This window comes from Pseudomonas umsongensis (genome assembly GCF_002236105.1).
Taxonomy (GTDB): domain Bacteria; phylum Pseudomonadota; class Gammaproteobacteria; order Pseudomonadales; family Pseudomonadaceae; genus Aquipseudomonas; species Aquipseudomonas umsongensis.
The window spans coordinates 1,166,303-1,191,664 of sequence record NZ_NIWU01000001.1 but is presented as its reverse complement, the minus strand read 5'-3'; the positions used below and the strand labels follow the sequence as shown (position 1 = coordinate 1,191,664).

The following is a 25,362-nucleotide window of genomic DNA, read 5'->3' as shown; positions in this document are numbered from 1 at the left end:
AGCGTTTTCTGCTTCCTCTTTATTCAAGGCCGTTTCGTTTGACTGACTTACCTGCTGCTGATCCAAAAGCCGCCAAACCCAATCCCCTGACCCTGTATCTGGCCCGACTGGCCCCCTCCAGCCAACTGACCATGCGTTACGTCTTGCAGGACGCCGCCGACCGCCTGGGCTTCGAAGACATGAATGTCGAGGAGATTGCCTGGCACGACCTGCAACCTGAAGACGTCATCGCCCTGGTCGCGACCTTGCGCACCGACGGTTATGCGCCCAACACGTCGTCGCTGTACGTCAATGCGGTGCGCGGAGTGATGAACGAAGCGTGGCGCATGAGCCTGATCAGCCAGGAACACTTGTTGAAAATGCGCTCGGTCAAGGGTATCGCCGGCACGCGTCTGTCCCAGGGGCGCAACCTGCGGCGCTCATTGATCCAGGAATTGATGGAGGTCTGCGCCGCCGATCCTCGGCCACAAGGCCTGCGCGACGCCGCCATCATTGCGATCCTGTACGGTTCTGGCATGCGCAAATCGGAGTCGGTGAACCTCGACCTCAATCAGGTCGACTTCAATGAGCGCAGCCTGCGCGTCACGGCCAAGGGCAACAAACAGTTGATCAAGTACGCCCCGGCCTGGGCTTTCGCCAAGCTCGATGCCTGGCTGGAACTGCGCCGCTCGATGCTCAAGGAAGGCGAAGAGGACGATCCGTTCCTGTTCAACCGAATCCGGCGCGGCAGTCACATCACCCGTGAGCGCATTACCAAGCACGCGATCTATTACATCGCCCGGCAGCGGGGCACACAGGTGGGGGTGAAAATCATGCCGCATGATTTTCGCCGTTCGTTCATCACCCGGGTGATTGAAGAACACGATCTGTCCATCGCGCAAAAACTGGCGCATCACAGCAATATCCAGACCACGGCCAACTACGATGTGCGCGATGACAACGAGCGGCGTCGGGCGGTAGATCGCTTCGACCTTTGAGGGCCTTGGCTCAAGGTTCGCTCAGCACGTGCGCGTGGCCAATCGTCGAGACCTGCACGGCGCTGCCCGCCGGCGGCGCATACATGCCGGAGCTGCGCACCAGCAAGGATCGGCCAATCGGCTGGTCGGGGGCGCGAGGCTGTAACTCCACGGTCAAGGTGCAGGTGTTTCCGCTGAAGTCGCGGTCGATGACCTTTGCCCGGCAGCCAGCGACACCGGTGTCGTCTGGCAAGACGCTGGCCAGTTGCAACTGTTCGGGCCGGAGCATGATCTGCGCCGAGTGGTTGTTGCGATGATTGTTGACCGGTATCCGGCCCAGGTCGCAATGCGCCCAGCCCGCCTCGATCCGGGCCGGCATGACCACGGCGTCGCCAAGGAACAGCGCGGTCTGTTCGTCTTCGGGGTAGCGGTAGAGGTCCAGCGGATGGCCTGACTGCACCAGCCGGCCATGGCGCATCACGGCCAGTTGATCGGCGAAGGACAAGGCTTCGCTCTGGTCGTGGGTGACCAGGATGGTGGTGACCCCTGCGTCTTCCAGCAGGCGGGCGACCATCTTGCGCATGACCGCGCGCAAACCGGTATCGAGTGCCGAAAACGGCTCGTCCAGCAACATCAGGCGCGGCCGCTGCGCCAGTGCCCGTGCCAGCGCTACACGCTGCTGCTGTCCGCCGGACAACTCGTGGGGCCAGCGCGCGGCCATGGTCGAGTCGAGGGCTACGCTGTCCATCAACTGGGCGACACGCTCGTGCTTTTCTTGGCCTTTGATCGACAAGCCGAAGCCGATGTTGGCGGCCACGGTCATGTGCGGAAACAAAGCGCCGTCCTGCGGGACATAGCCAATCAGGCGTTGGTGTGCCGGTACTTCATGGGTGCTGTCGACCAGGGTTTGACCATTGAGCGACAAGCGGCCGGAGTCAGGGAACTCGAAGCCGGCAATCATGCGCAGCAAGGTGGTCTTGCCCGAGCCCGAGGGGCCGACGATGACCGTACGGCTGCCGCTGGGTACCGACAGGCTGACGTTATCCAGGGCTTTGTGGGCGCCGTAGGACTTGTTCAGTGAATGCAGTTCAAGAGTGTTCATCGGCCAGCCGTTTTTTTCGATTGGTGATAAAGGAGCCCGGTCAGCGGCAGCGACAACAGGATCATCAGCAGGGCATAGGGCGCTGCCGCGACATAGTCGATTTCGCTGGTCATGGCCCAGAACCCGGTAGCGAGGGTCCGCGTGCCGTTCGGCGCGAGCAACAGGGTGGCGGTCAGTTCATTGGTGATCGCCAGGAACACCAGGGCCGCGCCGGCAGCCGCCCCCGGAGCGGCCAGGCGCAGGGTGATCAGCCACAACGCGCGGGCAGGGGAGCGGCCCAGGCTGCGGGCGATGTTTTCCAGTTCCACGGGTGCCTGGGCGATGCCGGCGCGCAAGCTCACCAGGGCCCGGGGCAAGAACATCAGCAGATAAGCCAAGAGCACGGTGATGGTGGTCTGGTAGATCGGCCGGGCAAAGTGAATGGTCACGGTCACCAGGGCCAACGCCACGACGATGCCCGGCAATGAGCTGGTGATGTAGTTGCAGCTTTCCAGTATCCGTTGCATCCGTCCTGGATAGCGGATTGACAACCAGGCGATGGGAATGGCCGCGCAGGTGGTCAGGGCCGCGCCCGCGACACCCAGCAGCAGGGTCTGTTGCAGGGCCGGCAGGAGCTCATCCAGGTCCCAGGCTTGCACGCCGCCGGCGATCAACCATCCGCCAAGGGTGATCAGGGGCACACCCAGCGCCAGGGCACATGTGACGCCCTGCAAGGTCAATGCGAGCACCCTGGCCGGGGTTTTCAGGCGCACCACCCGTTGCTCACGGGCACTACCGGTGCCCACGCGGGCGTAGCGCGCATGGCCCCGAGCGGCGGATTCCACGGTCAGCATCACCAGGCAACACAAGGCAAGCACGCTGGCCAGCATGTGGGCGGCAGGCCCGTTGAAGGTGGACTTGAACTGATCGAAGATCGCGGTGGTGAAGGTGTCGAAGCGGATCATCGCGTACAGACCGTACTCGGCCAGCAGATGCAGGCCGACCAGCAACGCGCCACCGCAGATGGCCAGGCGCAACTGCGGGAGCACGACGCGAAAAAATACCGCCCACGGCTTGAGCCCAAGGGATTCGCCGACATCTTCAATGGCCGGGTCGAGGCGCCGCAGCGTTGCGGCAATCGGCAGGTAGAGAAACGGGAAGTAGGCAATGACCGACACCAGCACCCCGGCAAACAAGCCGTGGATCGGCGGCACCAGGCTGACCCAGGCATAGCTGTGGACAAAGGCTGGCACCGCCAGGGGGGCCGTGGCCAGTAACGACCACCAGCGCCGCCCCGGCAGATCCGTGCGTTCGGTCAGCCAGGCCAGTGCCACACCCAGCGCCACGCAAAGGGGAATGGTCAGTACCACCAGCAACACGGTGTTGGTCAGCAACTCGCCCACCCGTGGGCGGAACACCAAGGTCACCACCGTGGACCAGCCGGTTTGCAAGGACACGCCGATGACGTAGGCAATCGGCAGCAGTGCCAGCAACGACACCAGCACCGACAACCCGACCACCCACGCGCCACCGCGGCTCGCGAACATGCCGCGTGACCGTCTACGTAAATTGGCGGGTAGCGCTTGGGCGGTATCCACCGGCAGGATTTCAGGCATCAATTAGAGCAGTCCCGCCTGAGTCATCAGCTCCACGGCTTTTCTACTGTCGAGTTTCGAGGCGTCCACGGACGGCGCGTCGAGCTGCTGCAAAGGCACCAGTTTAGGGTTGGATTCGGCGTTCTTGCCCACGGCGTATTCAAACGACTTGCCGTCCTTGAGGATGGCCTGGCCGTCCTTGCCAGTGATCCACTTGAGGAACGCCTGGGCTTGTTCCTTGTGTTTGCTGGAGGCCAGGACGCCACCTCCGGAAATGCTGACAAACGCTCCCGGGTCCTTGTGTTTGAAGTAGTGCAAGGCAGTGTTCTTGCTGTTCTCGCCGGTCTTTGCCTGATCGACGAAGCTGTAATAGTGGTATATCACGCCGCTGTCGATCTGCCCGGCATTCACCGCCTTGAGCACCGAACTGTTGCCCCGGTACGCGCTGAAGTTGGTTTTCATCGCCTTGAGCCACTCCAGGGTGGCGGCTTCGCCTTTTTGTTCGATCATGGCGGCAACGATCGCCTGGAAGTCGGCGCCGCCCGGGGATGCGCCCCAGCGGCCTTTCCAGTTCGGCGCGGCAAGGTCCATGATCGACTTGGGCAACTGGGCTTCGGACAATTTGCTCGGGTTGTAGACGAACACCGTGGAGCGTGCAGCGATGCCCAGCCATTTGCCGTGGGCCGGGCGGTAGGCTGAATCGACCTGTTCCAGGGTGGTTTTGTCCACGGGCGCGAACAAACCGGCGTTGTCGACCAACACCATCGCCGGGGAGTTCTCGGTGAGGAATACATCGGCCGGCGAGTCGGCGCCTTCCTGCACGATCTGGTTGCCCATTTCGGTATCGTCGCCGTTGCGCAAGGTCACCGGAATACCGGTTTCCTGCGTAAAACCTTCGACCCAGGATTTGGTCAGGCTTTCATGCTGTGCGTTGTAGACCACGATACCAGCGGTATCGGCGGCGTACGCGTGACCAGCGCTCAGCAAAGCGGTGGCCAGCAGGGCCTTTTTGAGGAACGAAGGGATTGGGGACTTCATGCGGCGCCGGCTCCTGTTATTTTGGGTCATGCAAGCTGATTCAATCGAGAAAAAGAACGACGTCAATTATTCTAGATCAATACGAATCATTTGCAGATTCAACGCCGGCTAATGTAGAGCCTCGAATGAGAAAAAATCGTCAAATCCTGTGGGCGAACCTTTGTAGCGAGGGGATTTATCCCCGTTCGGCTGCGAAGCAGTCGCAACGCTAATGCACACGGAATCAGATACACCGATTTGCAGGTTTTGGGGCCGCTGCGCGACCCAGCGGGGATAAATCCCCTCGCCACAAAGCCTCGCTTGGACAGGGGGATTGCATCATTGGTTGGCATTGGCGGATGGACAACCTTTTTGCGTGCCAGCCGCTGCCTGGCTGATCAGCGCGGCCAGGCGCCTGACGTTGTTCTGCTGCGCAGCTACCAGCTCCTCGATCGAGGGTCCTGATGGGGTCTGCAGGGTGCTGCGGCAATTTCCGATGACGTCTTCATGGCCATTGCTGCTGCGCAGGCGCCATCTTACGTCGAGCAATCCATACTGGCCGGGAATCGAATCGAAGCGCTGTACCTCCAGGCGCACCAACAGCCTGCGTTGCGGATTATTGTTGATCATCTGGTCGAGCAAGGCGCTGCGCAACTCATCCACCAGGCTGGCACCCCACCAGTCGGTTTCCAGGATCGCCATGCCGGTATTGCCCTGGCGTACGACGATCTGCGGGCGATCGACCTGCGGCGGGACGCTGAGCAATTCAATCTCGATTTGCGCGCCATTGCGTGAAGTGCCCGTCAGTTGGGCTGGGGTCAGGGTGTGAAACTGAATCGGATCGCTGCGGCAGGCGGCGAGCAACGACAACGCGGCGAACAAGGTGATTTTCAGTGAAAAAGCCATGAATGTTGCTCCTGTGGTCATTTGCTCGGCGGCCCTTGCATATCGATCGGCGCGGCATTGTTTGGACGGCCGCGAATCAAGGATTCCGGATGCCGGCCCAGATAATCGGCCAGATCACGCAAGGCGCGCGAGGTGCGTCCGAGCTCATCCATCGTCTGGCTGAGTTTTTCCCGTTGCGGCGAGTCATCGGCAAGCGTCGAATTGGCCGATTGCAAGGTGGTGCTGGCCGATTGCAGGGTTTTGCTCACGTCCCCCAGGGTGCTTTGTACGCTAGGCAAGGTCTTGGCATTGAATTGCGACAAACCCTTGCGCAATTCGACGAGGTTGCTGTCCAGATTGCCGGCGATCCGTTCGATGGGCAGTTGATTGATCTTGGTGACCATGGCCTCGAGCTTTTCCTGCAATTGTTCGAGGCTGCCCGGAATCGTTGGAATGGAAACGGGGCGGGCGGTGGGATCGAAAACGACTTTCTCGGCCTTGGGGTAAAAATCGAGTGCAATGTATAGCTGACCGGTCAACAGATTGCCGCTACGGGCCTGCGCACGCAGGCCGTTTTCGACGAAAGAGCCCATCAGGCGGACGCCCGCGGCTTCGTCATTGGGGTCATGATTCAAGGCCTTGAGCATTTTTGCGTGGGCCTGGCCGAGTCGTTGCGGATAAATCACGATGCCGACATTGACCGGGAACGTGCGTTTCTTCGCGTCGAAATCCAGATTGATCGAGACAACTCGCCCGAATTCCACACCCAGGAATTCCACCGGTGCATCGACCTTGAGCCCGCGCAGCGCCTGATCGAAACGTAAACTCAGGTATTGCGCCTTGCCGTAGGGCGGGGCGAGGGCGGTTTGCTGGTCCTCGAACAGTTCGTAGGCATATTCTTCCGGGGCCGGTTTGTCGTCGGGGCTGTATTCCGGCGCACGGAACGCAATCCCACCCACCAGCAAGGAAGACAGGGACTCGGTCTTGACCGCAAAACCGTTGGCACCGACGCTCACGTCCACACCGCTGGCGTTCCAGAATCGGGTGTTCTCAGTGACGTACTGATCATTGGGGGCGTGGATGAACAGTTCTATGTTCACCCCTTTGCCATCGGGGTCCAGGGCGTAGGCCACGACCTGGCCGACCGGAATCTTGCGGTAGTAGACCGGCGAGCCAATATCCAGTGACCCCAGGTCCTGGGTGTGCAGGGTGAAACGCTTGCCCGGCTCGCCATAGGTGATGGCTGGCGGGTTTTCCAGGCCTTTGAAGGTCTTCGCCCGTGCATTGTCCTGGCCGATATCGGCGCCGATGTAATCCCCGGACAACAGCGTATCGATACCCGACACCCCGCCAGCGCCGATCCGCGGCCTAACCACCCAAAACTGCGAGTCTTTGCGGGTGAAGCTTTCGGCCTGTTTGGCCAGTTTGATGGTGGCGTTCACGCTCTTCTGGTCGTTGGCCAGTTCTACGTCCGAGACATGACCGATTACCACGTTGCGGTATTTGACTTCGGTCTTGTTGGCGGTCAGGCCGTCACCAGTCTTGAAGGTGACGGTGATGGTGGGACCTTCCTGCAAGATGCTGTGGACCACCAGCGATATCCCCACCAGCACCGCAACGATCGGTACGATCCACACGAGCGAAAAGCTGAAGCGGCGGGTCTTGATCGGAGCTTGGCCCGGGACCAACGGCCCGTCAGTGGCTTGTGACTTCATCCGTGACCTCCTCATTTAATGGTTTTTGCCGCTCTTTATCCCAGATCAGTCGCGGATCGAAACTCATCGCGGAGAGCATGGTGAACACCACCACCAGGCCAAAGAACAAAATGCCCGGGCGCGGTTCGATATCGGCCAGGGCCTGGAACTTGACCAGGGAGGCCACCAGGGCCACTACGATGACGTCAAGCATCGACCAATAACCGATGAGCTCGACAAAACGGTACATTTGCGAACGCTCGCGCAGTGCCCACTGGCTATCGCGCTGAACGGTCACCAGCAGCAGCGTCAGTGCGACGAACTTGACGCCAGGCACCGCGATGCTGGCGATGAAGATGATCAGGGCTATATCCCAGGCTCCGTGCTGCCAGAACTCAATCACGCCGCTCATGATCGTGCTGTCGGCGCCATTGCCGACCATCTTGGTGTTCATCACAGGCAGCAAATTGGCCGGGATGTAAAACACCAGTGCGGTGAACATATACGCCCAGGTCCGGGTCAACGAGTTGGGTTTACGTCGATGCAGGGGAGCGCCACAGCGCTCGCATTCATGGGGTTCGAAGGTCATGTCACAGGCCAGGCCGCAGCTGTGGCACAGGCACAGGTTGAGATCACTGGCGACAGGAGGTGTTGTCATACGATGTCCCATAGTTCACGGATATCGCGGCCGGCAATGCGGATCATCATCAGGCTGAGGATGGCCAAGGCGAACAGACCGATGCCGGGCAGCACATCCAGTAACCCGGCGAGCTTGATCACGGCGACCATTGCTCCCAGCAGGCAGACTTCCAGCATGCTCCACGGCCTGAGGGTTTCCAGCCAGCGCATGCAGAATCTGAAACCAGGTGAACGCCTGTGGGTGAGGGCGAAACCCAGGACCCAGATCAAGAGCACCAACTGGAAAATCGGCGCGATGATCATGGCGATCGCCGCCACCATGGCGATGAAGGTGATGGGGCCCAGGCTCAACGCCAGCACCGAATCCCAAAGTGTTGCGCTATTTTTCAGGCCTTTGAGGCTGATGCTCATGACCGGATAGAAGTTGGCGAAAATCCACAGCATCAATGCGGTGAAGGTCAACGCCAGGCGTTGCTCCACCGTCAGGCCGTTATAGCGCTGAAGCACGCCGCCGCAGCGTGTACACAGGGTTTTCTGATGTTTGGCGAGTGTGACTTTTTGATACACGCAGTCGCAGTGCTCGCAGATGATCAGTTGATCAGTAGTTGCCATGGGCCAGGCTCAACAAGAGGCACGAAGTTCAGAGCACCCCCTCAATATAGAAGTGACTCGCGATTGAGCAAATCGAAATAAAGGTTATGGGGTTGGCGCATGGGCCTGGCAGTCGACCAGATGCACCCGATTTACTGTAGGAGCGAGCATGCTCGCGATGGTCGTTAACGATAACGAGGGGAGCCTGGCACCCCGCGGTGCTCTCAGGTTTTTCGCGAGCATGCTCGCTCCTACAGAGACCGCCGCGTGCCGCAAGAGGGGCACGGGGGTTAACCGAGCACTTCGCGCATCCGGTACCACAGCATGCCGAGCGCCAGCAGCGGCGAGCGCAGGGCGCGGCCGCCCGGGAAGGTCATGTGCGGAACGGCGCTGAACACATCGAAGCCTTTGCTATGTCCGGCCTGGATCGCTTCGCCCAGCAGTTTTGCGCACCAGTGGGTCACGTTGAGGCCATGGCCTGAGTAACCCTGGGCGTAGAACACATTCGGGTGTTGGCGCAGGCGCCCGACCTGTGGGAATCGATTGGCTGTGATGCCGATCTTGCCGCCCCATTGATAGTCGATGCGCACATTCGCCAGCTGCGGAAAGACCTTGAGCATCTGCGGGCGCATGTAGGCCGTGATGTCCCGTGGATCGCGCCCGGAATAATGGCAGGCACCGCCGAACAACAGGCGCCGGTCTGCCGAGAGCCGGTAGTAGTCCAGGCCGACTTTCTGGTCGCACAGCGCCAGGTTATGCGGGATCAGCTGCGCGGCAACGTCTGCCGACAAGGGTTCGGTGGCAATGATGTAGCTTCCGGCCGGGAGCACCTTGCCGCTGAGTTTCGGTTCGAGTTCTTCCAGGTGGGCGTTACAGGCAAGCACCAGGCTACCCGCGCGAACCGTGCCGCCAGCACAACGAACCTGCACGGTGTCACCATGGATCAACTCCAGCACCGGACTCTGCTCGAAGATCTGCACGCCAAGGGACGACGCAAGCCGCGCTTCGCCCAGGACCAGGTTCAAGGGGTGCAGGTGACCGGACCCCATGTCGACCAGACCGCCGGCATATACGCCTGAATTGACCACGTGCGTGCGAACCTGTCCGGGCTCGACCAGGCGGGTTTCGTGGGCGTACCCCGATTCCTTGAGCGCTGCGTATTCAGACGCAAGTCCGGCAAACTGCGCCGGGGTGTTGGCCAATTCGCAAAAGCCCCAGCGCAAGTCACAATCGATGCCGTGTTCGCGGATTCGCCGGCCCACCAGCTCGACCGATTCGATACCGGCGCGCTCCAGATAGCGCACACCTTCGGCACCGATATGTTTGGCGAAACCACTGACGTCATGACCAATGCCGCGTATCAGTTGTCCGCCGTTGCGCCCGCTGGCACCCCAGCCGATCCGCCGGCCTTCCAGCAGGATCACCGAGAGCCCGCACTGGGCCAGTTCGATGGCGGTGTTGATGCCGGTGAAACCACCGCCAATCACGCAGACATCGGCCTCAAGGTCCGCTGTCAGCCCTGGAAATTGCGCCATGCCATGGGCCGACGCGGCGTAATACGAGCGAGCATGTTCCTGTGTGTACTGGTTCATTGGTTGGACTTCACTTTGCTCCACGAGCGGGTCATCAGGCGCATGATCGACTGCGGCGGGGTGGTGGAGATATAGAGCTTGTCGAGCACTTCCTGCGGCGGGTAAACCTCGGGGTTGTTCACCAATCCAGGGTCCATGTACTGCTTTGCCGCCGGATTGGGGTTGGCATAGCCGACCGAGGCGCTGACCTTGGCGATCACTTGCGGGTCGAGGAGGTAATTGATGAACGCGTGTGCCTCTTTCGGGTTGCTGGCGTCGGCGGGAATGGCCAGCAGGTCGAACCACAGGTTGCTGCCTTCCTTGGGAATGGCGTAGGCGATGTTCACGCCGTTATTGGCTTCCTTGGCCCGGTTGGCGGCCTGGAACACATCGCCGGAGTAACCGAATGCCACGCAGATGTCGCCATTGGCCAGGTCCGAGACGTACTTGGACGAATGGAAATAGGTGATGTACGGACGGATGCCCAGCAGCTTGGCTTCGGCTTTCTTGAAGTCTTCGGGGTTCTCGCTGCGCGGGTCCATGCCCATGTAGTTGAGGACTGCGGGAAACACTTCATCGGCCGAGTCCATCATCGATACGCCGCACTGGCTGAGTTTCTTGATGTTTTCCGGCTCGAACAGTACGGCCCAGGAATCGATGCGGTCGATGCCCAGCACCTGCTTGACCTTGTCGACGTTGTAGCCGATGCCGTTGGTGCCCCACAGGTACGGCACCGAGTGCGCATTGCCCGGATCGTTTTTCTCCAGCAAGGCCAGCAGCTTCGGGTCCAGGTTCTTGAAGTTCGGCAGTTGCTCGCGGTCCAGCTTGAGGAACGCGCCGGCCTTCACCTGGCGGGCGAGGAAGTGGTTGGAGGGCACGACCACGTCGTACCCGGTACGCCCGGCGAGCAACTTGCCTTCCAGGGTTTCATTGGAGTCGAAAACGTCGTAGATCACTTTGATCGAGGTTTTTGCCTGGAAGTCGGCGAGGGTGGTCTCGCCGATGTAGTCGGTCCAGTTGTAGACACTGACCTGAGGCTGAGCCTGGGCGACGGCGCTGAACATTGCAGTCAGCGCGAGCGGAACCATGGATTTCAATAGACGCATATCGACACCTCTTGGAATTATTGGTTTTTTCAGGTGATTTTTGGTGTTCTGGCGGCCGCTTTCGCGAGCAGGCTCGCTCCCACAGGGGAATGCATTTCAAATGTGGGAGCGAGCCTGCTCGCGAAGAGGTCTTCGAGTCAGACGCTGAGCAACAGGAACTCGCGCTCCCACGAGCTGATCACGCGCTTGAAGTTCTCATGCTCGGCGCGCTTGACCGCGACGTAGCCGCGCACGAACTTGTCGCCCAGGTAGCGGCTGACGGTGGCGCATTCCTCCATCTGCGTCAGCGCGTCTTCGATGGTGATCGGCAGGCGCAGGTTGCGCCGCTCATAGGCCCGGCCCTGCACCGCGGCGCTCGGTTCAATGCGCTCGACCATGCCCAGGAAACCGCACAGCAGGCTGGCGGCGATGGCCAGGTAAGGGTTGGCATCGGCCCCGGGCAAGCGGTTTTCCACACGCATGGCGTCGGGGCTCGAGGTCGGTACGCGCAGGCCGACGGTGCGGTTTTCTTCGCCCCATTCGACGTTCACCGGTGCCGAAGTGTCCGGCAGGAAGCGGCGGAACGAGTTGACGTTCGGCGCGAACATCGGCAGGACTTTGGGGATGTACTTCTGCAAGCCACCGATGTGGTGCAGGAACAACTCGCTCATGTTGCCGTCGGCGTCGGCGAAGATCGGCTGGCCGGTGGCAATGTCCACCACGCTCTGGTGGATATGCATGGCGCTGCCCGGCTCATCGCCGACCGGCTTGGCCATGAACGTCGCCGCGACATTGTGCTTGAGCGCCGCCTCGCGCATGGTGCGCTTGAACACGGTGATCTGGTCGGCCAGGTCCAGGGCGTCGCCGTGGCGGAAGTTGATTTCCATCTGCGCCGGGCCGTCTTCGTGGATCAGTGTGTCGAGGTCCAGGCCCTGGAGTTCGCACCAGTCGTAGACGTCTTCGAACAGTGGGTCGAATTCGTTGGCGGCGTCGATGGAGAACGACTGGCGACCGCTTTCGGCGCGCCCGGAGCGGCCCATCGGGGCCTTGAGTGGCAAATCCGGGTCTTCGCAACGCTGGGTCAGGTAGAACTCCATTTCCGGCGCGACAATCGGCCGCCAGCCTTTATCGGTGTACAGCTGCAGGACTTTCTTGAGCACGTTGCGCGGCGACAGTTCAATCGGGTTGCCGAACTTGTCGAAGGTGTCGTGAATCACGATGGCGGTCGGCTCGATCGCCCAAGGCACGACGTACACTGCATCGGATACCGGCTTGCAGACCATGTCGATATCCGCCGGGTCAAGCAGGTCGTAGTAGATGTCGTCGTCGACAAAGTCCCCGGTTACCGTTTGCAACAGCACACTTTCCGGCAGGCGCATGCCTCGCTCATGCAGGAACTTGTTGGTGGGTGCGATTTTGCCGCGTGCAATGCCGGTCAGGTCGCTGACGACGCACTCGACTTCGGTAATCTTGTGATCTTTCAGCCAAGTGAACAGCTGATCGAAAGGGACATTCATAAAGACCTCGTTATTGGTTTTATTAACGCCAGGAGAGGCCGGTTTCATCCGCCGGACACTTCCCCTGTAGCGCGTTGACGTCTATCTTGGGCGAGCCTTGCGGTTCCATCTATCCACTTTAAGCAGGACAAAGCGCACCAAAAGAGTGCGTAAGGTCACCCAATGACAGTCTGCAATTCACTACACGTTCAAGCGTTCAATACCTGTGATATCGCCGAGCAAATCCGTGCCACACCGGGCTGGGTCCAGCATTACCAACAGATGTCGCCGGGGCATTTTGCCGGCAGGGTGCGCTATCTGGATCTACAGGGCGTAGAGATTTACGAGGAGCACATGAACACCCGGGTCGAGCAGAATTTCAGCGCGCCACAAGGCGCGCTCGCGTTCTGTTTCGACCGTAGCGACAACGCGCTGTACGTGTTGAACGGCGAAAGCCGCAATATCTGGATCACCCCGGAGAACTACCAGGAAATCGCCGTGGTGTTCGGGCCCGAGTTTGTCCAGCGTCACGCCCTGGATGTCGCGCGGCTGGAGGGGTTGTTCATGGCGCCGCTCAATTCGCATCAAAATGCATTGTTCAGCCGTTGGCTCAGCGCAACCCTGACCCAGCTGTCGCAGACCTACGACCCGCCAAGCCGCGAAGCCTTGACCCAGCAACTGCTGGAGGATTGCCTGTTCATCCTCGACAACGCCTGTACCTGCCTCGACCCGGGAGCATTGCAGCGCCGGGCAGGGGAGCGGGCGATCATGAAGCGGGTAGGGGAATGGGCGGCGGAGAGCCCGGAGGAACAGCTCAACCTGTTGGCGTTGTCCGAGGTCGCCGGGGTTTCATTGCGCCAGCTGCAGCATGCCTTCAAGACCTTCACCGGCATGGCGCCAACCCAATGGCTGCGCCTGCGCCGCCTGAACAGCGCCCGTCGCGAGCTGCTCAGCCGCACGCCGGCACAAACCACCGTGGCCGAAGTGGCGATGCACTGGTCGTTCTGGCACCTGGGGCGGTTTTCCAGCAGCTATCGCGCGTTGTTCAAGGAACTGCCGAGCGACACCCTCAAGCGTGCAAGCGTGGTCCAGGCAGCCGGGCGTGGCCGGCGCTAGAAAGTCGGTGGGGTAATCACCCAGATCACCACGGCATCCACGTCGCCGGGATTGCCATAACGATGCGGTTCCTGGCTGGAGAAACTGAAGCTGTCACCTTCATTGAGTTGAAAGTAGCGCTCGCCGACCCACAACTCAAAGCTGCCTGACAGCAGATAGCCGGCTTCTTCGCCGTCGTGGCTATAGCTTTGCTGGCTGTAGGTGCCGGGCGGGAAACGCGAGTGGAGCATTTCCAGCTGACGGTTGGCTTGCGGGGTCAACAACTGGTCGACGATGCCGTCTTCGTAATGCACGTTCAGGCGGCTGTGCTTGCGCACGACAATGCCGTCGTCTTCAGGGTCGGTGACCGCCTCGCTGGCGAAAAACCATTGGATGGTCACGCCGAGACTGCGGGCAATGTTGAACAGCGCCGGGATCGACGGATAGGCGAGATTGCGTTCCAGTTGGCTGATGTAGCCAGCGGTCAGCTCGCTCTGTCGGGCCAGTTCCGCCAGGGTCATGCCCCGGCGTTTACGCAGGCCGCGAATCCGCGTGCCGAGAAAATGCGGTTCGGCCTGGGTCTTGCTGTCATTGCTCATACTGAGTTCCAAACCGGTAAGCTACGGCCCACTGTAGGAGCTGCCGCAGGCTGCGATCTTTTGATCTTGTATTTTGAAAGCAGGTCAAAAGATCGCAGCCTGCGGCAGCTCCTACAAAGGTTGGCGCTAAAGCCCCGGAGTATAAACAGGCTTAAAGCTCCCACGCGACTTTAAGTCCCTCATAAATCGCTTCTTCGGCGGTACGCGGCGCCAGGCAGTCGCCGATACGCCGAAATTCCACCAGGCCTTGCAGTTGCGCGCCCAGGGTATCCACTGGCTGATGGCCCTGGCAAAGCACCAGCGTATCGACGTTCTCCATCAGCATCGGCTCGCCGCTGGCGGTGTGTTGCAGGTAGACCGTGTTGTCGTCACAACCGTACAACCGGGCGTAAGGGATGACGGGAATGGCGAGCTTGTGCAACTCGCCAGCCAATTGATCGCGCACGTACAGCGGCAGGTTTTCCCCGCAATGGGTGCCGTTGACCGCCAGTTGCACTTGATGTCCGGCACGGGTCAGGCGCTCGGCGATACCGGGGCCGATCCAGTCGCAGCGCCAATCGACCACCACCACCGAGCGGCCGATTTTTACCTCCTCACGCAGCACTTGCCAGGCATCCACCACGTGCAGCTCGCCACCGCGCTCGAAGGGCGGCCAATAGGGTTCAGCACCGGTGGCGACGATCACCGTGTCCGGCTTTTCCTGCTCCACCAGAGCGCGGTCGACCCGGGTATTGCGCACCACACGCACCCCGGCCAATTGCATTTCCCGCTGCAGGTTGGTGCTGGCACCCCCGAATTCACTGCGCCGTGGCAGCAGTTGCGCGAGCAACACCTGGCCGCCCAGTTGCGCGCTGGCTTCGTACAGGGTCACCTCATGCCCGCGCTGGGCGGCCACCGCAGCGGCTTTCATCCCGGCCGGCCCACCGCCGACGACCATGATGCGCTTACGTTTTACAGTCGCTTGGCGCTGGCCAAATATCAATTCACGACCGGTTTCCGGGTGCTGGATGCAGGAAATCGGCAAGCCCTTGTGGAAGTGCCCGATGCACGCCTGATTGCAGGCAATGCACGCGCGCACATCTTCCACGCGGCCGTCGTCGGTCTTGTTGGGCATTTGCGGATCGCAGATTAACGCCCGCGTCATGCCGCACACATCGGCCTGGCCACGCGCCAGAATCAGCTCGGCTTCCTGGGGCTGGTTGATGCGCCCGGTGACGAACAACGGAATGCTCAAGCCAGCCTTGAAGGTGCCAGCCTCCTTGGCCAGGTAGGCCGCTTCGATCGCCATCGGCGGCACGATGTGCACGGCCCCCCCGAGCGATGCCGAGGTGCCGGCGACAATGTGAACGTAGTCCAGCAGGGGTTGCAGCGATTGCACGGCAGCCAGGGACTCGTCTTCGGTCAGCCCCTCGGGGTCGCGTTCATCGGCAGAGATGCGCAGGCCGATGATGAAGTGCTCGTCGGTCGCAGCGCGAATCGCAGCGATGACTTCACGCAGGAAACGCAGGCGCTGCTCCAGCTCGCCGTTGTAGCCGTCGGTGCGCCGGTTGACGCGCGGGTTGATGAACTGCGCCGGCAGGTAACCGTGACTGGCAACCACTTCCACGCCATCGATGCCGGCTTGATGCAGGCGTCGGGCCGCCGCCGCGTAACCCTCGACAATCTCGTCGATCATTGCCTGGTCCAGCGCCCGTGGCATAACCCGGAAGCGCTCGTTGGGCACCGCCGATGCCGAGTAAGCCACGGCCAGCAGGCCATCGCTGGATTCCATGATTTCCCGTCCCGGGTGGAACACCTGCGACAGCACCACCGTGCCGTGGGCGTGGCAGGTTTGCGCCAGCTTGCGGTAGCCCTCGATGCATTCATCGTCGGTAGCCATCAGAACGTGGGAGGTGTACCGCGCACTGTCATGCACCCCGGCCACCTGCAGCACGATCAGCCCGACGCCGCCTTCGGCACGTGCCCGGTGATAGGCAATCAGCTGCTCGTTCACCAGGTTGTCAGTGGGCATGGAGGTGTCGTGACCGCTGGACATGATGCGGTTTTTCAGGCGCTTGCCACGGATCTGCAAGGGTTCGAACAGGTGAGCAAAAGCTGGGGTCGGGCTCGACATGGTGCGCATACTCCGGGCGGGCTGACCTGTAGGAGCGAGCATGCTCGCGATGGACGTAAACCATAACGCGGGCATTCAGGCAGCCCGCGTTATCGTTGGCCCCCATCGCGAGCATGCTCGCTCCTACAGAGGCAGCAGGTATTCGTTGTTTTTGTTGGGTCTATAAAAATTTACCCGTAGTAAAAAATCAACTTGTTTTTTTACTTGGCCTTGATTAGTTTCGTGTCGAGCCCGCTCCTGGGGCGAACCTCACCAACAATAAAAAAGGGCCATGCCGACCTTGGGTCGCCTGGCACCTGCACGAGGAACCACTGATGAAATCGAATACGCTCAAGCACGGTTTTTATCCCTTGGCGCTGACCCTGGCCATGGGCCTTGGCAGCGCACAGGCAGCGTCGGACATGGTGGTGGTCGGTTATGGCGGCGCCGGACAAAAAGCCCAGGACGTGGCGTTCTTCCAGCCTTTTGCCGCCGTGGATCAAAGCAAGGTGATCCAGAGCGAATACAACGGTGAAATGGCCAGGATCAAAGTGATGGTCGACACCGGCAACGTCGACTGGGACGTGGTGCAGATCGAAGGTCCGGACCTGATGCGTGGCTGCGAAGAGGGCATGTATGAGCGACTGGACTGGAATCGCCTGGGTGGCAGCGAAGAGTTGATCCCCGAGGCGGCGCAAGAGTGCGGGTCCGCCGCGTTGGTGTGGAGCGTGGCGATTGCCTACGATCGCGACAAACTGGCCCAGGCCCCGACGTCATGGGCAGATTTCTGGGACGTACAGAAAATCCCCGGCAAGCGCGGGCTGCGCAAGCGTGCGGTGTACAACCTGGAGTTCGCCCTGCTGGCGGACGGCGTGAAAACCGAAGACGTGTACAAGGTACTCGGTACCCCGCAAGGCGTGGACCGTGCATTTGCCAAGCTCACTGAGCTAAAGCCCTACATCCAGTGGTGGGAGGCCGGGGCGCAACCGCCGCAATGGCTGACCGCTGGCGACGTGGTGATGACCTCGACCTACAGTGGGCGCATCGCCGACGCCGCGCAGAAAGGCAGTCATCTGGGCCTGGTCTGGCCCGGCAGCCTGTACGGCATGGACTACTGGGCAATCATCAAGGGCTCCAGGCACGTCGACCAGGCCAAGCGCTTCATCGCCTTTGCCAACCAGCCGGATGCACAGGTGAAATACGTCGAGCAAATCCCCTACGGTCCGACCAATACCCAGGCCGCCGCGCGGCTCGATGACAAACTGGCGCAATGGGTGCCCACGGCGCCGCAGAACCTCAAGGGCGCGTTGTCGATGAACGTCGGCTTCTGGGTCGACCATGGCGAAGAACTGGAAGAACGTTTCAACGCCTGGGCCAGCAAATAAGTACAGGGGATGGCTGGACCTGTCGAAGCGTCCAGCCTTACTGTCTGCCCAACCGAACACCCTGGAGACCCCGAACGATGAGTAACATCGCAACCGCCCTGACCGCCCCTGAACGCAGCGCGACCGAACAGCGCCTGCGAGAAGAGCTGGCGGCCTGTTATCGCCTGATTGCACACTTTCGCATGACCGACCTGATCTTCACTCACATCTCGGTGCGTATTCCAGGGCCGGAGCATCACTTCCTGATCAATCCCTACGGGCTGATGTTCGATGAGATCACCGCGTCCAACCTGGTGAAGATCGACCTCGATGGCAACGCGGTGGAGCCGTCGCCGTACCCGGTCAATCCGGCCGGGTTCGTGATTCACAGCGCCATCCACGGTGCCCGCGAAGATGCGCAGTGCGTGCTGCACACCCACACTAAATCCGGTTGTGCAGTGGCGGCGTTGAAGTGCGGGTTGTTGCCGGTGAACCAGATTTCCATGGAGTTCTACGGCCGGGTGGCCTACCACGACTACGAGGGCGTGGCCCTGGACATGAGTGAGCAACAGCGACTGGTGGCCGACATGGGCGACAAGCCGGTGCTGATGCTGCGCAACCACGGCCTGCTGACCGTCGGCGAAACCGTGAGCCAGGCATTTTTGCGCATGTATTACCTGGAAAAGGCCTGCGAAATCCAGCTGGCGGCGCAGGCGGCCGGGGAGTTGGTCCTGCCACCGGCGCAGGTGTGCGCGCATACCGAGCGCCAGTTCAATGACCCGGGGCGGCCGCTGGAAGAGGGTGAGTTGAGCGACCCTGATGCCATGCAATTGGCTTGGGCGGCGTTACTGCGATTGTTGGAGCGGGTGGCGCCGGGGTATCGGGACTGATCGGGATCATGTGTGAATGAACTGACGCCTTCGCGAGCAGGCTCGCTCCCACAATTGGTCAAGGCGTTGGGAAATATCGTGCACGACAAGAAACCTGTGGGAGCGAGCCTGCTCGCGAAGGCGATCTTTCAGGCGGGCATACTCTTGCTGTACATTCGTTCAACTCGCAAGCCATAACGCGAGCCCCAACGATCGACAAACCAGGAGCAGTCGCCCATGAATCAGGAAGCCCGTTTTTCCCGCATGGAACCGGAGTTGCGCAAGGCCAATCTGATCGAGGCGACACTGGTGTGCCTCAAGCGCCATGGTTTCCAGGGGGCGTCGATCCGCAAGATTTCCGCTGAGGCGGGCGTATCGGTCGGGCTGATCAGCCATCACTATTCGGGCAAGGACGAACTGGTGGCCGAGGCCTACATGGCGATCACCGGGCGCGTCATGACGCTGTTGCGCGACGCCATGGAGCAAGCGGCACCCACTGGCCGGGAGCGTTTGTCGGCGTTCTTTCGCGCGTCCTTCTGCGCCGAACTGCTCGACCCGCAACTGATCGACGCCTGGCTCGCCTTCTGGGGCGCAGTGAAAACCGCCGAGGCGATCAATCAAGCCCACGAGCATTCCTATGGCGAGTACCGCGCGATCCTGGGCAAGGTGCTCAGGGAGTTGGCGCAGGAGGAGGGGTGGGAGGAAGGGGGAGAGCACTTCGACGCCGACCTGGCCGCGATCAGCCTTAGCGCGTTGCTCGATGGCCTGTGGCTGGAGTCCGGGCTCAATCCCGGGACCTTTACCCCCGAGCAGGGCATCCAGATTTGCGAAGCCTGGGTCGACGGTTTGCAGGCCGGCGGCCGGCAGCGGTTTTGCGTGCAGACGAGTAGCTGTTGATCGCCCGTTCAGCAGTGGCTACTCTCTGGCACTGATGCAAGCCCTCTAATAAGAAACAAGCAGGACACCCAGCAATGACTCCTCGGGTACTGATCGTCGATGACGATCCGCTGATTCGCGAACTGTTGCATGCCTACCTGTCACAGGAAGGCTACGACGTGCACTGCGCCGCCACGGCGGAACTGGCCGAAACCTTCCTGGCCAGCCAGGCTGTCGACCTGGTCATGCTTGATATCCGCCTGCCAGGCAAGGACGGCCTGACCCTGACCCGCGAACTGCGCGTGCGATCGGAAGTCGGGATCATCCTGATCACCGGGCGCAATGACGAAATCGACCGAATCGTCGGCCTCGAATGCGGCGCCGATGACTACGTGATCAAACCTCTCAATCCACGGGAACTGGTGTCGCGGGCAAAAAACCTCATTCGCCGGGTACGCCATGCGCAGGCGCCACAGCCGGTTGCCGCTGTCGCCAAACCGGTCAAGCAATTCGCCGACTGGGCGCTGGACACCGACCGCCGGCGCTTGATCGATCCGGACGGCAGCGAGACCTTGCTGACCCACGGCGAGTACCAGTTGCTCAGTGTATTTTTGCGCAACAGCGGCCACACCCTTAGCCGCGATCAATTGATGGACCAGATCCGCAACCGCGAATGGGTGCCCAACGACCGCTCGATCGACGTGCTGGTGGGGCGCTTGCGCCGCAAACTGCATGACGATCCCGCCGAACCGCAACTGATCATCACCATCCATGGCGCCGGCTACCTGTTCACTGCCAGCCTGGCGGCGTGACGACGGTGGGACGGTTGCTCTGGGCGTTACTGATGTTATTGGCGAGCAACGTGCAGGCGGCGGACAAGATCCGCTATTGCGATTACCCGGTGTACCCGCCGATTTCCTGGAGCGACGGCAAACAAGTGCGTGGCCTGGCGCCCAGTGTGGTCAGGCAGTTATTCGGCCAACTCGGCTATGAGGTCGAGATTGTGGTGCTGGGTAACTGGAAACGCTGCCTGCTGGACGTTGCCGAAGGCCGGGTCGATGTGGTGCTCGCCTACAGCACCGCGCAACGGGAACAGAGCATGTTGTTTTCCACCGTTGCGGTACTGCGCGAAGAGGTGGCGCTGTTCATCAATCGCCAGCATCCGGTGAAGTTCGAACAACTGCAGGATCTGGCCCACTACCGTGGCGGCTTGCTGTTCGGTGAAAGCTACGGCCTGGCATTCGATCGCATGGTCGCACAACACAACAACATCGAATGGGTCGCCAGCAGCCGCCAGAATTTCGGCAAGCTGATTCGCGGGCGCATCGATTTCATCACCCAGGAGCGCCGCACCGGTGAGCTGTACGTGGAAACCCTGCCTGGCGCCCAGGACATCGTGGCCTTGCCCAAGGCCCTGAGCGTGGACTATTTGCGGGTCGCCGTTTCCCGCCGTTCGCCGTTGTCCGCCCACATGCCGCAGATTGATGCGCAGTTGCAGCGCATGGTGGATGCCGGTGATATCCAGCGCCTTCTCAATGAAAGCGAGGTCATCTACCGCGACATGATCAACCTGCCGGCGAACGCACAATGATCCGCGCACGTGCCGGTGGACTGCTGCGGCGCCTGCTGTGGTTCATCCTGCTGTTCAGCCTGTGTTTTACCGTGCTGGCCAGCAGCGTGCAGTTGTATATCGAGTATCGCCGGGAAATGCGCGAGATCGACTCGCGCATGGAGCTGATCCGCGCCGGTTACCTGGCCAGCCTGGAGCGCAGTCTCTGGGACCTGAACCAAGAGCAATTGAATGTGCAACTGCGCGGCCTGGTGGATTTCTCCGACGTCGCCAGGGTGCATTTGACCGGTCCCGATTTCGACCTGGTGCAAGGCAATCCCGCGCCGGCAGGGCCGTTGCGCATCGAGCGCTTTGCCCTGGATTACCAACCACCTGCCGGTCCCTTGCGCCATCTCGGCGAGCTGGAAGTCAGCACCGACCTGGGAGCGGTGTATCAACGCCTGTATGCCACCGGCTTGACCAACCTGTTGTGGATGGCGGTGTTTTTCTGCGGTCTGGCGGTGGCGTTGTCGGGGCTGTTTTATCGCCTGGTGACCCGGCATCTGAAAGTCATGGCCGAATTTGCCCGGCGCATTGCCGCAGGGCAATGGCACGAGCCGCTGCGCCTGGACAAGCGTCCTGGCGCGCAAAACGACGAAATCGACACCGTGGCCCATGCCCTCGATGACATGCGCAGGGCGATCCTCAGCGACATCGACCGCCGGGAAACCGACCGCCTGGCCCTGCAGGACAACCGCGACGAATTACTGCGCATGGTCGAGCGGCGCACGGCCAGCCTGATGCGCGCCAAGGACGACGCCGAAGCGGCCAACCTCGCCAAATCACGGTTTCTGGCCACCATGAGCCACGAACTGCGCACGCCACTCAATGGCATCCTTGGCATGGCCGAGCTGCTGAGCGGTGCCCGTCTCGACCCGCAGGACAGCAGACGCCTGGATGCGCTGCACAAGGCCGGCGAGGGGCTGCTGACGATCCTCAATGAAGTGCTGTATTTCGCCAAGCTGGAGGAGGGCACCAGCCTCCCGGAACCGGTGAATTTCTCGATGCGCCAATTGCTCGATGAAGTCCTCACGCTGCTGGAACCCAAGGCGCTGGACAATGACACGATCCTGCATTGCCGCGTCGATCAACGGGTGGCCGAGCATCACCACGGTGCCGAGCAATACCTGCGCCAGGTGCTGAGTAACCTGTTGGCCAACGCGATCAAGTTCACAGAAAACGGTGACGTCTGTGTCGAAGTGGCATTGCTCGCATTGCCGCCAGATCTGGGCGGACAGCGTCTGCGGGTGAGTGTCACCGACAACGGCATCGGTATAGCCCCGGCGATGCAGGCGAAGATTTTCGAGCGATTCACCCAGGCCAGCGAAGAAGTCGCACAGCGTTATGGCGGCACGGGACTGGGGCTGGCCATCTGTAAGCATCTGGTGGAGAAGATGGGGGGCTGCATCGGCGTCAGCAGCGAAGTCGAGCGCGGCAGTTGTTTCTGGTTCGAGTTGACGTTGCAGCCGGCCATCGAGGCCATTGCCTCGACGCCCACTTATGCGGCGGGCCCGGCGCTGGACATCCTGGTGGTCGAGGACGTGGCGCTCAACCGCGAAGTGGCCGAGGGCCTGTTGCAACGGGACGGGCATCAAGTGTGGCTGGCCAACGACGCTGAACAGGCATGGGCGCAATGCTCGGCGCGCAGCTTCGATCTGATCTTGCTGGACGTGCACCTGCCGGGCATGAGCGGCGTCCAGTTGTGCAAACAGATCCGTGACAACGACGGACCTAACCGTGAGACGCGCATCTTTGCCTTGACCGCCAGCGTGCAACCGGCGTTGGTACGCGGTTATCTGGATGCGGGCATGGATGGCATCCTGGCCAAACCCCTGAAGCTGGACAACCTGCGACAGGTGCTGGCGGGGCGGGCAACTACCGGCCTGTCCGAGGTTGACGACGCAGCGATGGACTGGCCGTTGCTGCAGACCCATCGCAGTTTGCTTGGCGAGCAGAAAGTACAGGGCTTGCTGACCGTATTGCGCGACTCAATCGTGCAACACCGTGAGGCACTGGGCGAAGCCATTGAGGCCGATGATTGCACCGAAGTCGCACAACTGGCGCACCGCCTGGCCGGCAGCGGCGATTCCCTGGGGTTTCGTGCCTTGGCCGAGGCATTACGGAGTCTGGAAATCGCGGCGCTGGGCAATGACCAAACCGCGATTCGATCGTTGGTGCCCTTGGTCGAAGCGCAACTGCAAGGTTCGCTGCACACGCTCAAAGGCCTGTTGCAGAGCTGACGTACAAATTTGTTACGACTTTCTACAACTTCGATCTTTACGTACAACAGGGCCTTACATGGCTTTCCAATAATCGACGCAACCGCCGCAGCGCGGTCTTCGAAGCTTATTGGAGATAATAATAATGAATTGCCGTAAAGCTGCTTCCTCCCTGCCTGACTTCCCGTCATGCGCTGCCCGCCTCAGCGAGTCGGGGTGCCGGGCATGAGCGAAAACACCGATCGTAAAGGCATCCAGCTGACTCGGGCCCTGAAAAGTCGGCACATTTTCATGTTGTCCCTGGGCGGCGTGATCGGCACCGGGCTATTCATGGGCTCCGGCGTGACCATCAACCAGGGCGGGCCGGTGGGAGCGATCCTGGCCTATCTGGTCGCCGGCTTCCTGATGTACCTGGTGATGGTCTGCCTCGGCGAATTGTCGGTGCAGATGCCGGTGTCCGGTTCGTTCCAGACCCACGCGACCAAGTTCATCGGCCCGGCCACCGGCTTCATGATCGGCTGGGTGTACTGGATGAGCTGGGCCACCACCGTAGGCCTTGAGTTCACCGCAGCTGGCATGTTGATGACGCGCTGGTTCCCGGAGGTGCCGATCTGGTATTGGTCAGCGTTGTTCGTGGTAGTGCTGTTCGGCATCAACGCGATGGCAACCCGTGCCTTCGGTGAGGCGGAATACTGGTTCTCCGGGATCAAGGTGGCGGCGATTCTCGGGTTCATTGTGGTCGGTGTGCTGGTGATCTTCGGCGCAATCCCGCTGACCAGTGGCGCGCCTGCACCCATGATGACCAACCTGATCGGCGATTCGTTGTTCCCTAACGGAATGTCCGCGGTATTCGCGGTGATGATGACTGTGGTCTACGCCTTCCAGGGCTGCGAGATCATGGGTGTGGCGGCGGGCGAAACCGACCAGCCGGAAAAAAGCATTCCCCGCGCCGTGCGCAACGTGGTGTTTCGCGTGTTGATCTTCTACGTCCTGGCAATCGTCGTACTGTCGGCCATCGTGCCGTGGCAGCAGGCTGGGCTGATGGAAAGTCCGTTCGTGCAAGTGCTCGACATGGTCGGCATCCCCTACGCCGCCGACCTGATGAACTTCGTGATCCTCACGGCGATCCTGTCGGTGGGCAACTCCGGCCTGTATGCCTCTACGCGCATCCTGTGGGCCATGTCGAAAACCGGCATGGCGCCAAAAAGCCTGGCGCCGTTGAGCAAGCGTGGCGTGCCATTGCGTGCGTTGAGCATCACCTTGTGTTTCGCCCTGGTGTCGCTGATGACCAGTTTTATTGCCGCCGACACCTTGTTCATGGTGTTGATGGCGGTGAGCGGGATGTCCGGCACCGTGACCTGGATTGTCATCGCCCTGGCGCAGTACAAGTTCCGCAAGGCCTACCTGCGCGACGGCGGCAAGCTCAGCGACCTCAAGTACCGCGCGCCGTGGTTCCCGGTGTTGCCGCTGATGTGCATCACGCTGTGCTGCTCGCTCTTCGTGTTCCTGGCACTGGATGAAACCCAGCGACCATCACTGTATTGGGGCTTTGGATTTATTGCGCTGTGTTATGGCGCGTATTTCCTGTTCCATCGCAAGCGTGAAGAGGTGTTGGCGCCGAGCCTGCCGAGCGCATAAACCCCTGTCTCACCCCCCCCCTTGTGGGAGCGAGCCTGCTCGCGAAAGCGGTGCATCAGTCAACAGGGATGTTGAGTGTGGTGCCGCCTTCGCGAGCAGGCTCGCTCCCACAGTTGTTTCGGGCCTCTCTGTAGGAGCGAGCATGCTCGCGATGAACCCGAGAACGCCGCGGGGTGTCAGGTTTCCCGCGTAATCGTTGGTGACCATGGCGAGCATGCTCGCTCCTACAGCCGCCTGTCGGTAGTTGTTCGAAGTTGTAACAGCGCCAAACGCGCAGTGCTGAATCTAGATAAATAATCCAGATAAAACAGATGCTTACGCGGATTTTGGTTTGTTACAGCCAATCTCACGAGTAATTGCCGCCTTACTGAACACTCGTTTAGTATGGCCT

General features: G+C 61.0%; 21 protein-coding genes. 9 read left to right on the top strand and 12 right to left on the bottom strand.

The genetic code is table 11. The features are described 5' to 3' along the window. Positions 1–38 precede the first annotated feature (38 nt). Entirely contained in the window at positions 39–977 is a 939-nt protein-coding gene (locus PSUM_RS05275) for a site-specific integrase (RefSeq protein ID WP_020800523.1), read from the top strand. A gap of 10 nt (positions 978–987) precedes the next feature. Here PSUM_RS05275 and PSUM_RS05270 read toward each other — a convergent pair whose 3' ends face one another. From PSUM_RS05270 to PSUM_RS05220, 10 genes are all read right to left on the bottom strand, one after another. Continuing rightward, entirely contained in the window at positions 988–2,058 is a 1,071-nt protein-coding gene (locus PSUM_RS05270; RefSeq protein ID WP_020800522.1) for an ABC transporter ATP-binding protein, read from the bottom strand. Then, positions 2,055–3,653 (bottom strand): ABC transporter permease, encoded by a 1,599-nt coding sequence (locus PSUM_RS05265; protein ID WP_020800521.1) that lies wholly within the window; start codon positions 3,651–3,653, stop codon positions 2,055–2,057. Before PSUM_RS05265 ends, PSUM_RS05270 begins: the two co-directional genes overlap by 4 nt. 3 nt (positions 3,654–3,656) lie before the next feature. Then, complete coding sequence (locus PSUM_RS05260) at positions 3,657–4,670, bottom strand: iron ABC transporter substrate-binding protein (RefSeq protein ID WP_033042286.1); 1,014 nt, start codon at positions 4,668–4,670, stop codon at positions 3,657–3,659. Between the two features lie 318 nt (positions 4,671–4,988). Then, a complete protein-coding gene (locus tag PSUM_RS05255; RefSeq protein WP_020800519.1) occupies positions 4,989–5,555 on the bottom strand; it encodes a PqiC family protein in 567 nt (188 codons plus the stop codon). A gap of 17 nt (positions 5,556–5,572) precedes the next feature. Then, the gene (locus PSUM_RS05250; RefSeq protein WP_020800518.1) at positions 5,573–7,249 is read right to left on the bottom strand and encodes a PqiB family protein; all 1,677 of its coding nucleotides are present in this window, start codon (positions 7,247–7,249) and stop codon (positions 5,573–5,575) included. Then, the gene (locus PSUM_RS05245) at positions 7,230–7,886 is read right to left on the bottom strand and encodes a paraquat-inducible protein A (protein ID WP_020800517.1); all 657 of its coding nucleotides are present in this window, start codon (positions 7,884–7,886) and stop codon (positions 7,230–7,232) included. The genes PSUM_RS05250 and PSUM_RS05245 overlap by 20 nt, the downstream gene beginning before the upstream one ends. Then, on the bottom strand, positions 7,883–8,479 hold the full coding sequence (locus tag PSUM_RS05240) for a paraquat-inducible protein A (RefSeq protein WP_020800516.1): 597 nt from the start codon (positions 8,477–8,479) through the stop codon (positions 7,883–7,885). Before PSUM_RS05240 ends, PSUM_RS05245 begins: the two co-directional genes overlap by 4 nt. Before the next feature lie 269 nt (positions 8,480–8,748). Beyond that, on the bottom strand, positions 8,749–10,050 hold the full coding sequence (locus PSUM_RS05230; protein WP_083349141.1) for an NAD(P)/FAD-dependent oxidoreductase: 1,302 nt from the start codon (positions 10,048–10,050) through the stop codon (positions 8,749–8,751). Continuing rightward, a complete protein-coding gene (locus PSUM_RS05225; protein WP_020800514.1) occupies positions 10,047–11,135 on the bottom strand; it encodes a polyamine ABC transporter substrate-binding protein in 1,089 nt (362 codons plus the stop codon). The genes PSUM_RS05230 and PSUM_RS05225 overlap by 4 nt, the downstream gene beginning before the upstream one ends. Before the next feature lie 137 nt (positions 11,136–11,272). Beyond that, positions 11,273–12,631, bottom strand: a complete 1,359-nt coding sequence (locus PSUM_RS05220; RefSeq protein WP_033045488.1) for a glutamine synthetase family protein — start codon at positions 12,629–12,631, stop codon at positions 11,273–11,275. A 162-nt stretch (positions 12,632–12,793) separates the two neighbouring features. Between PSUM_RS05220 and PSUM_RS05215 the strand changes: the two genes are divergently transcribed. Continuing rightward, the gene (locus tag PSUM_RS05215) at positions 12,794–13,726 is read left to right on the top strand and encodes a helix-turn-helix domain-containing protein (protein ID WP_083349140.1); all 933 of its coding nucleotides are present in this window, start codon (positions 12,794–12,796) and stop codon (positions 13,724–13,726) included. Here PSUM_RS05215 and PSUM_RS05210 read toward each other — a convergent pair. Both PSUM_RS05210 and PSUM_RS05205 read right to left on the bottom strand, forming a co-directional pair. After that, positions 13,723–14,304 carry a cupin domain-containing protein gene (locus PSUM_RS05210; RefSeq protein ID WP_020800511.1) on the bottom strand — a complete coding sequence of 194 codons (582 nt, stop codon included), beginning with the start codon at positions 14,302–14,304 and terminating at the stop codon, positions 13,723–13,725. The two genes, PSUM_RS05215 and PSUM_RS05210, sit on opposite strands and share 4 nt — an antisense overlap. A gap of 151 nt (positions 14,305–14,455) precedes the next feature. Then, entirely contained in the window at positions 14,456–16,417 is a 1,962-nt protein-coding gene (locus PSUM_RS05205) for an oxidoreductase (protein ID WP_083349139.1), read from the bottom strand. Positions 16,418–16,731: 314 nt separating this feature from the next. On the opposite strand from PSUM_RS05205, the gene PSUM_RS05200 reads away from it, so the two are divergent. From PSUM_RS05200 to PSUM_RS05170, 7 genes are all read left to right on the top strand, one after another. After that, positions 16,732–17,781, top strand: coding sequence for an ABC transporter substrate-binding protein (locus PSUM_RS05200; RefSeq protein WP_020800508.1), 1,050 nt, complete (start codon positions 16,732–16,734; stop codon positions 17,779–17,781). Positions 17,782–17,858: 77 nt separating this feature from the next. Further along, a complete protein-coding gene (locus PSUM_RS05195) occupies positions 17,859–18,650 on the top strand; it encodes a class II aldolase/adducin family protein (RefSeq protein WP_020800507.1) in 792 nt (263 codons plus the stop codon). 216 nt (positions 18,651–18,866) lie between these two features. Continuing rightward, on the top strand, positions 18,867–19,526 hold the full coding sequence (locus PSUM_RS05190) for a TetR family transcriptional regulator C-terminal domain-containing protein (protein WP_020800505.1): 660 nt from the start codon (positions 18,867–18,869) through the stop codon (positions 19,524–19,526). A 74-nt stretch (positions 19,527–19,600) separates the two neighbouring features. Continuing rightward, a complete protein-coding gene (locus PSUM_RS05185) occupies positions 19,601–20,317 on the top strand; it encodes a response regulator (RefSeq protein WP_020800504.1) in 717 nt (238 codons plus the stop codon). A gap of 32 nt (positions 20,318–20,349) precedes the next feature. After that, positions 20,350–21,096 (top strand): substrate-binding periplasmic protein, encoded by a 747-nt coding sequence (locus PSUM_RS05180; protein ID WP_020800503.1) that lies wholly within the window; start codon positions 20,350–20,352, stop codon positions 21,094–21,096. Then, positions 21,093–23,354: an ATP-binding protein gene (locus PSUM_RS05175; RefSeq protein ID WP_083349138.1), complete on the top strand. Its 2,262-nt coding sequence runs from the start codon at positions 21,093–21,095 to the stop codon at positions 23,352–23,354. Before PSUM_RS05180 ends, PSUM_RS05175 begins: the two co-directional genes overlap by 4 nt. 204 nt (positions 23,355–23,558) lie before the next feature. Next, on the top strand, positions 23,559–24,971 hold the full coding sequence (locus PSUM_RS05170; RefSeq protein ID WP_083349137.1) for an amino acid permease: 1,413 nt from the start codon (positions 23,559–23,561) through the stop codon (positions 24,969–24,971). The last annotated feature ends 391 nt before the right edge of the window (positions 24,972–25,362 follow it).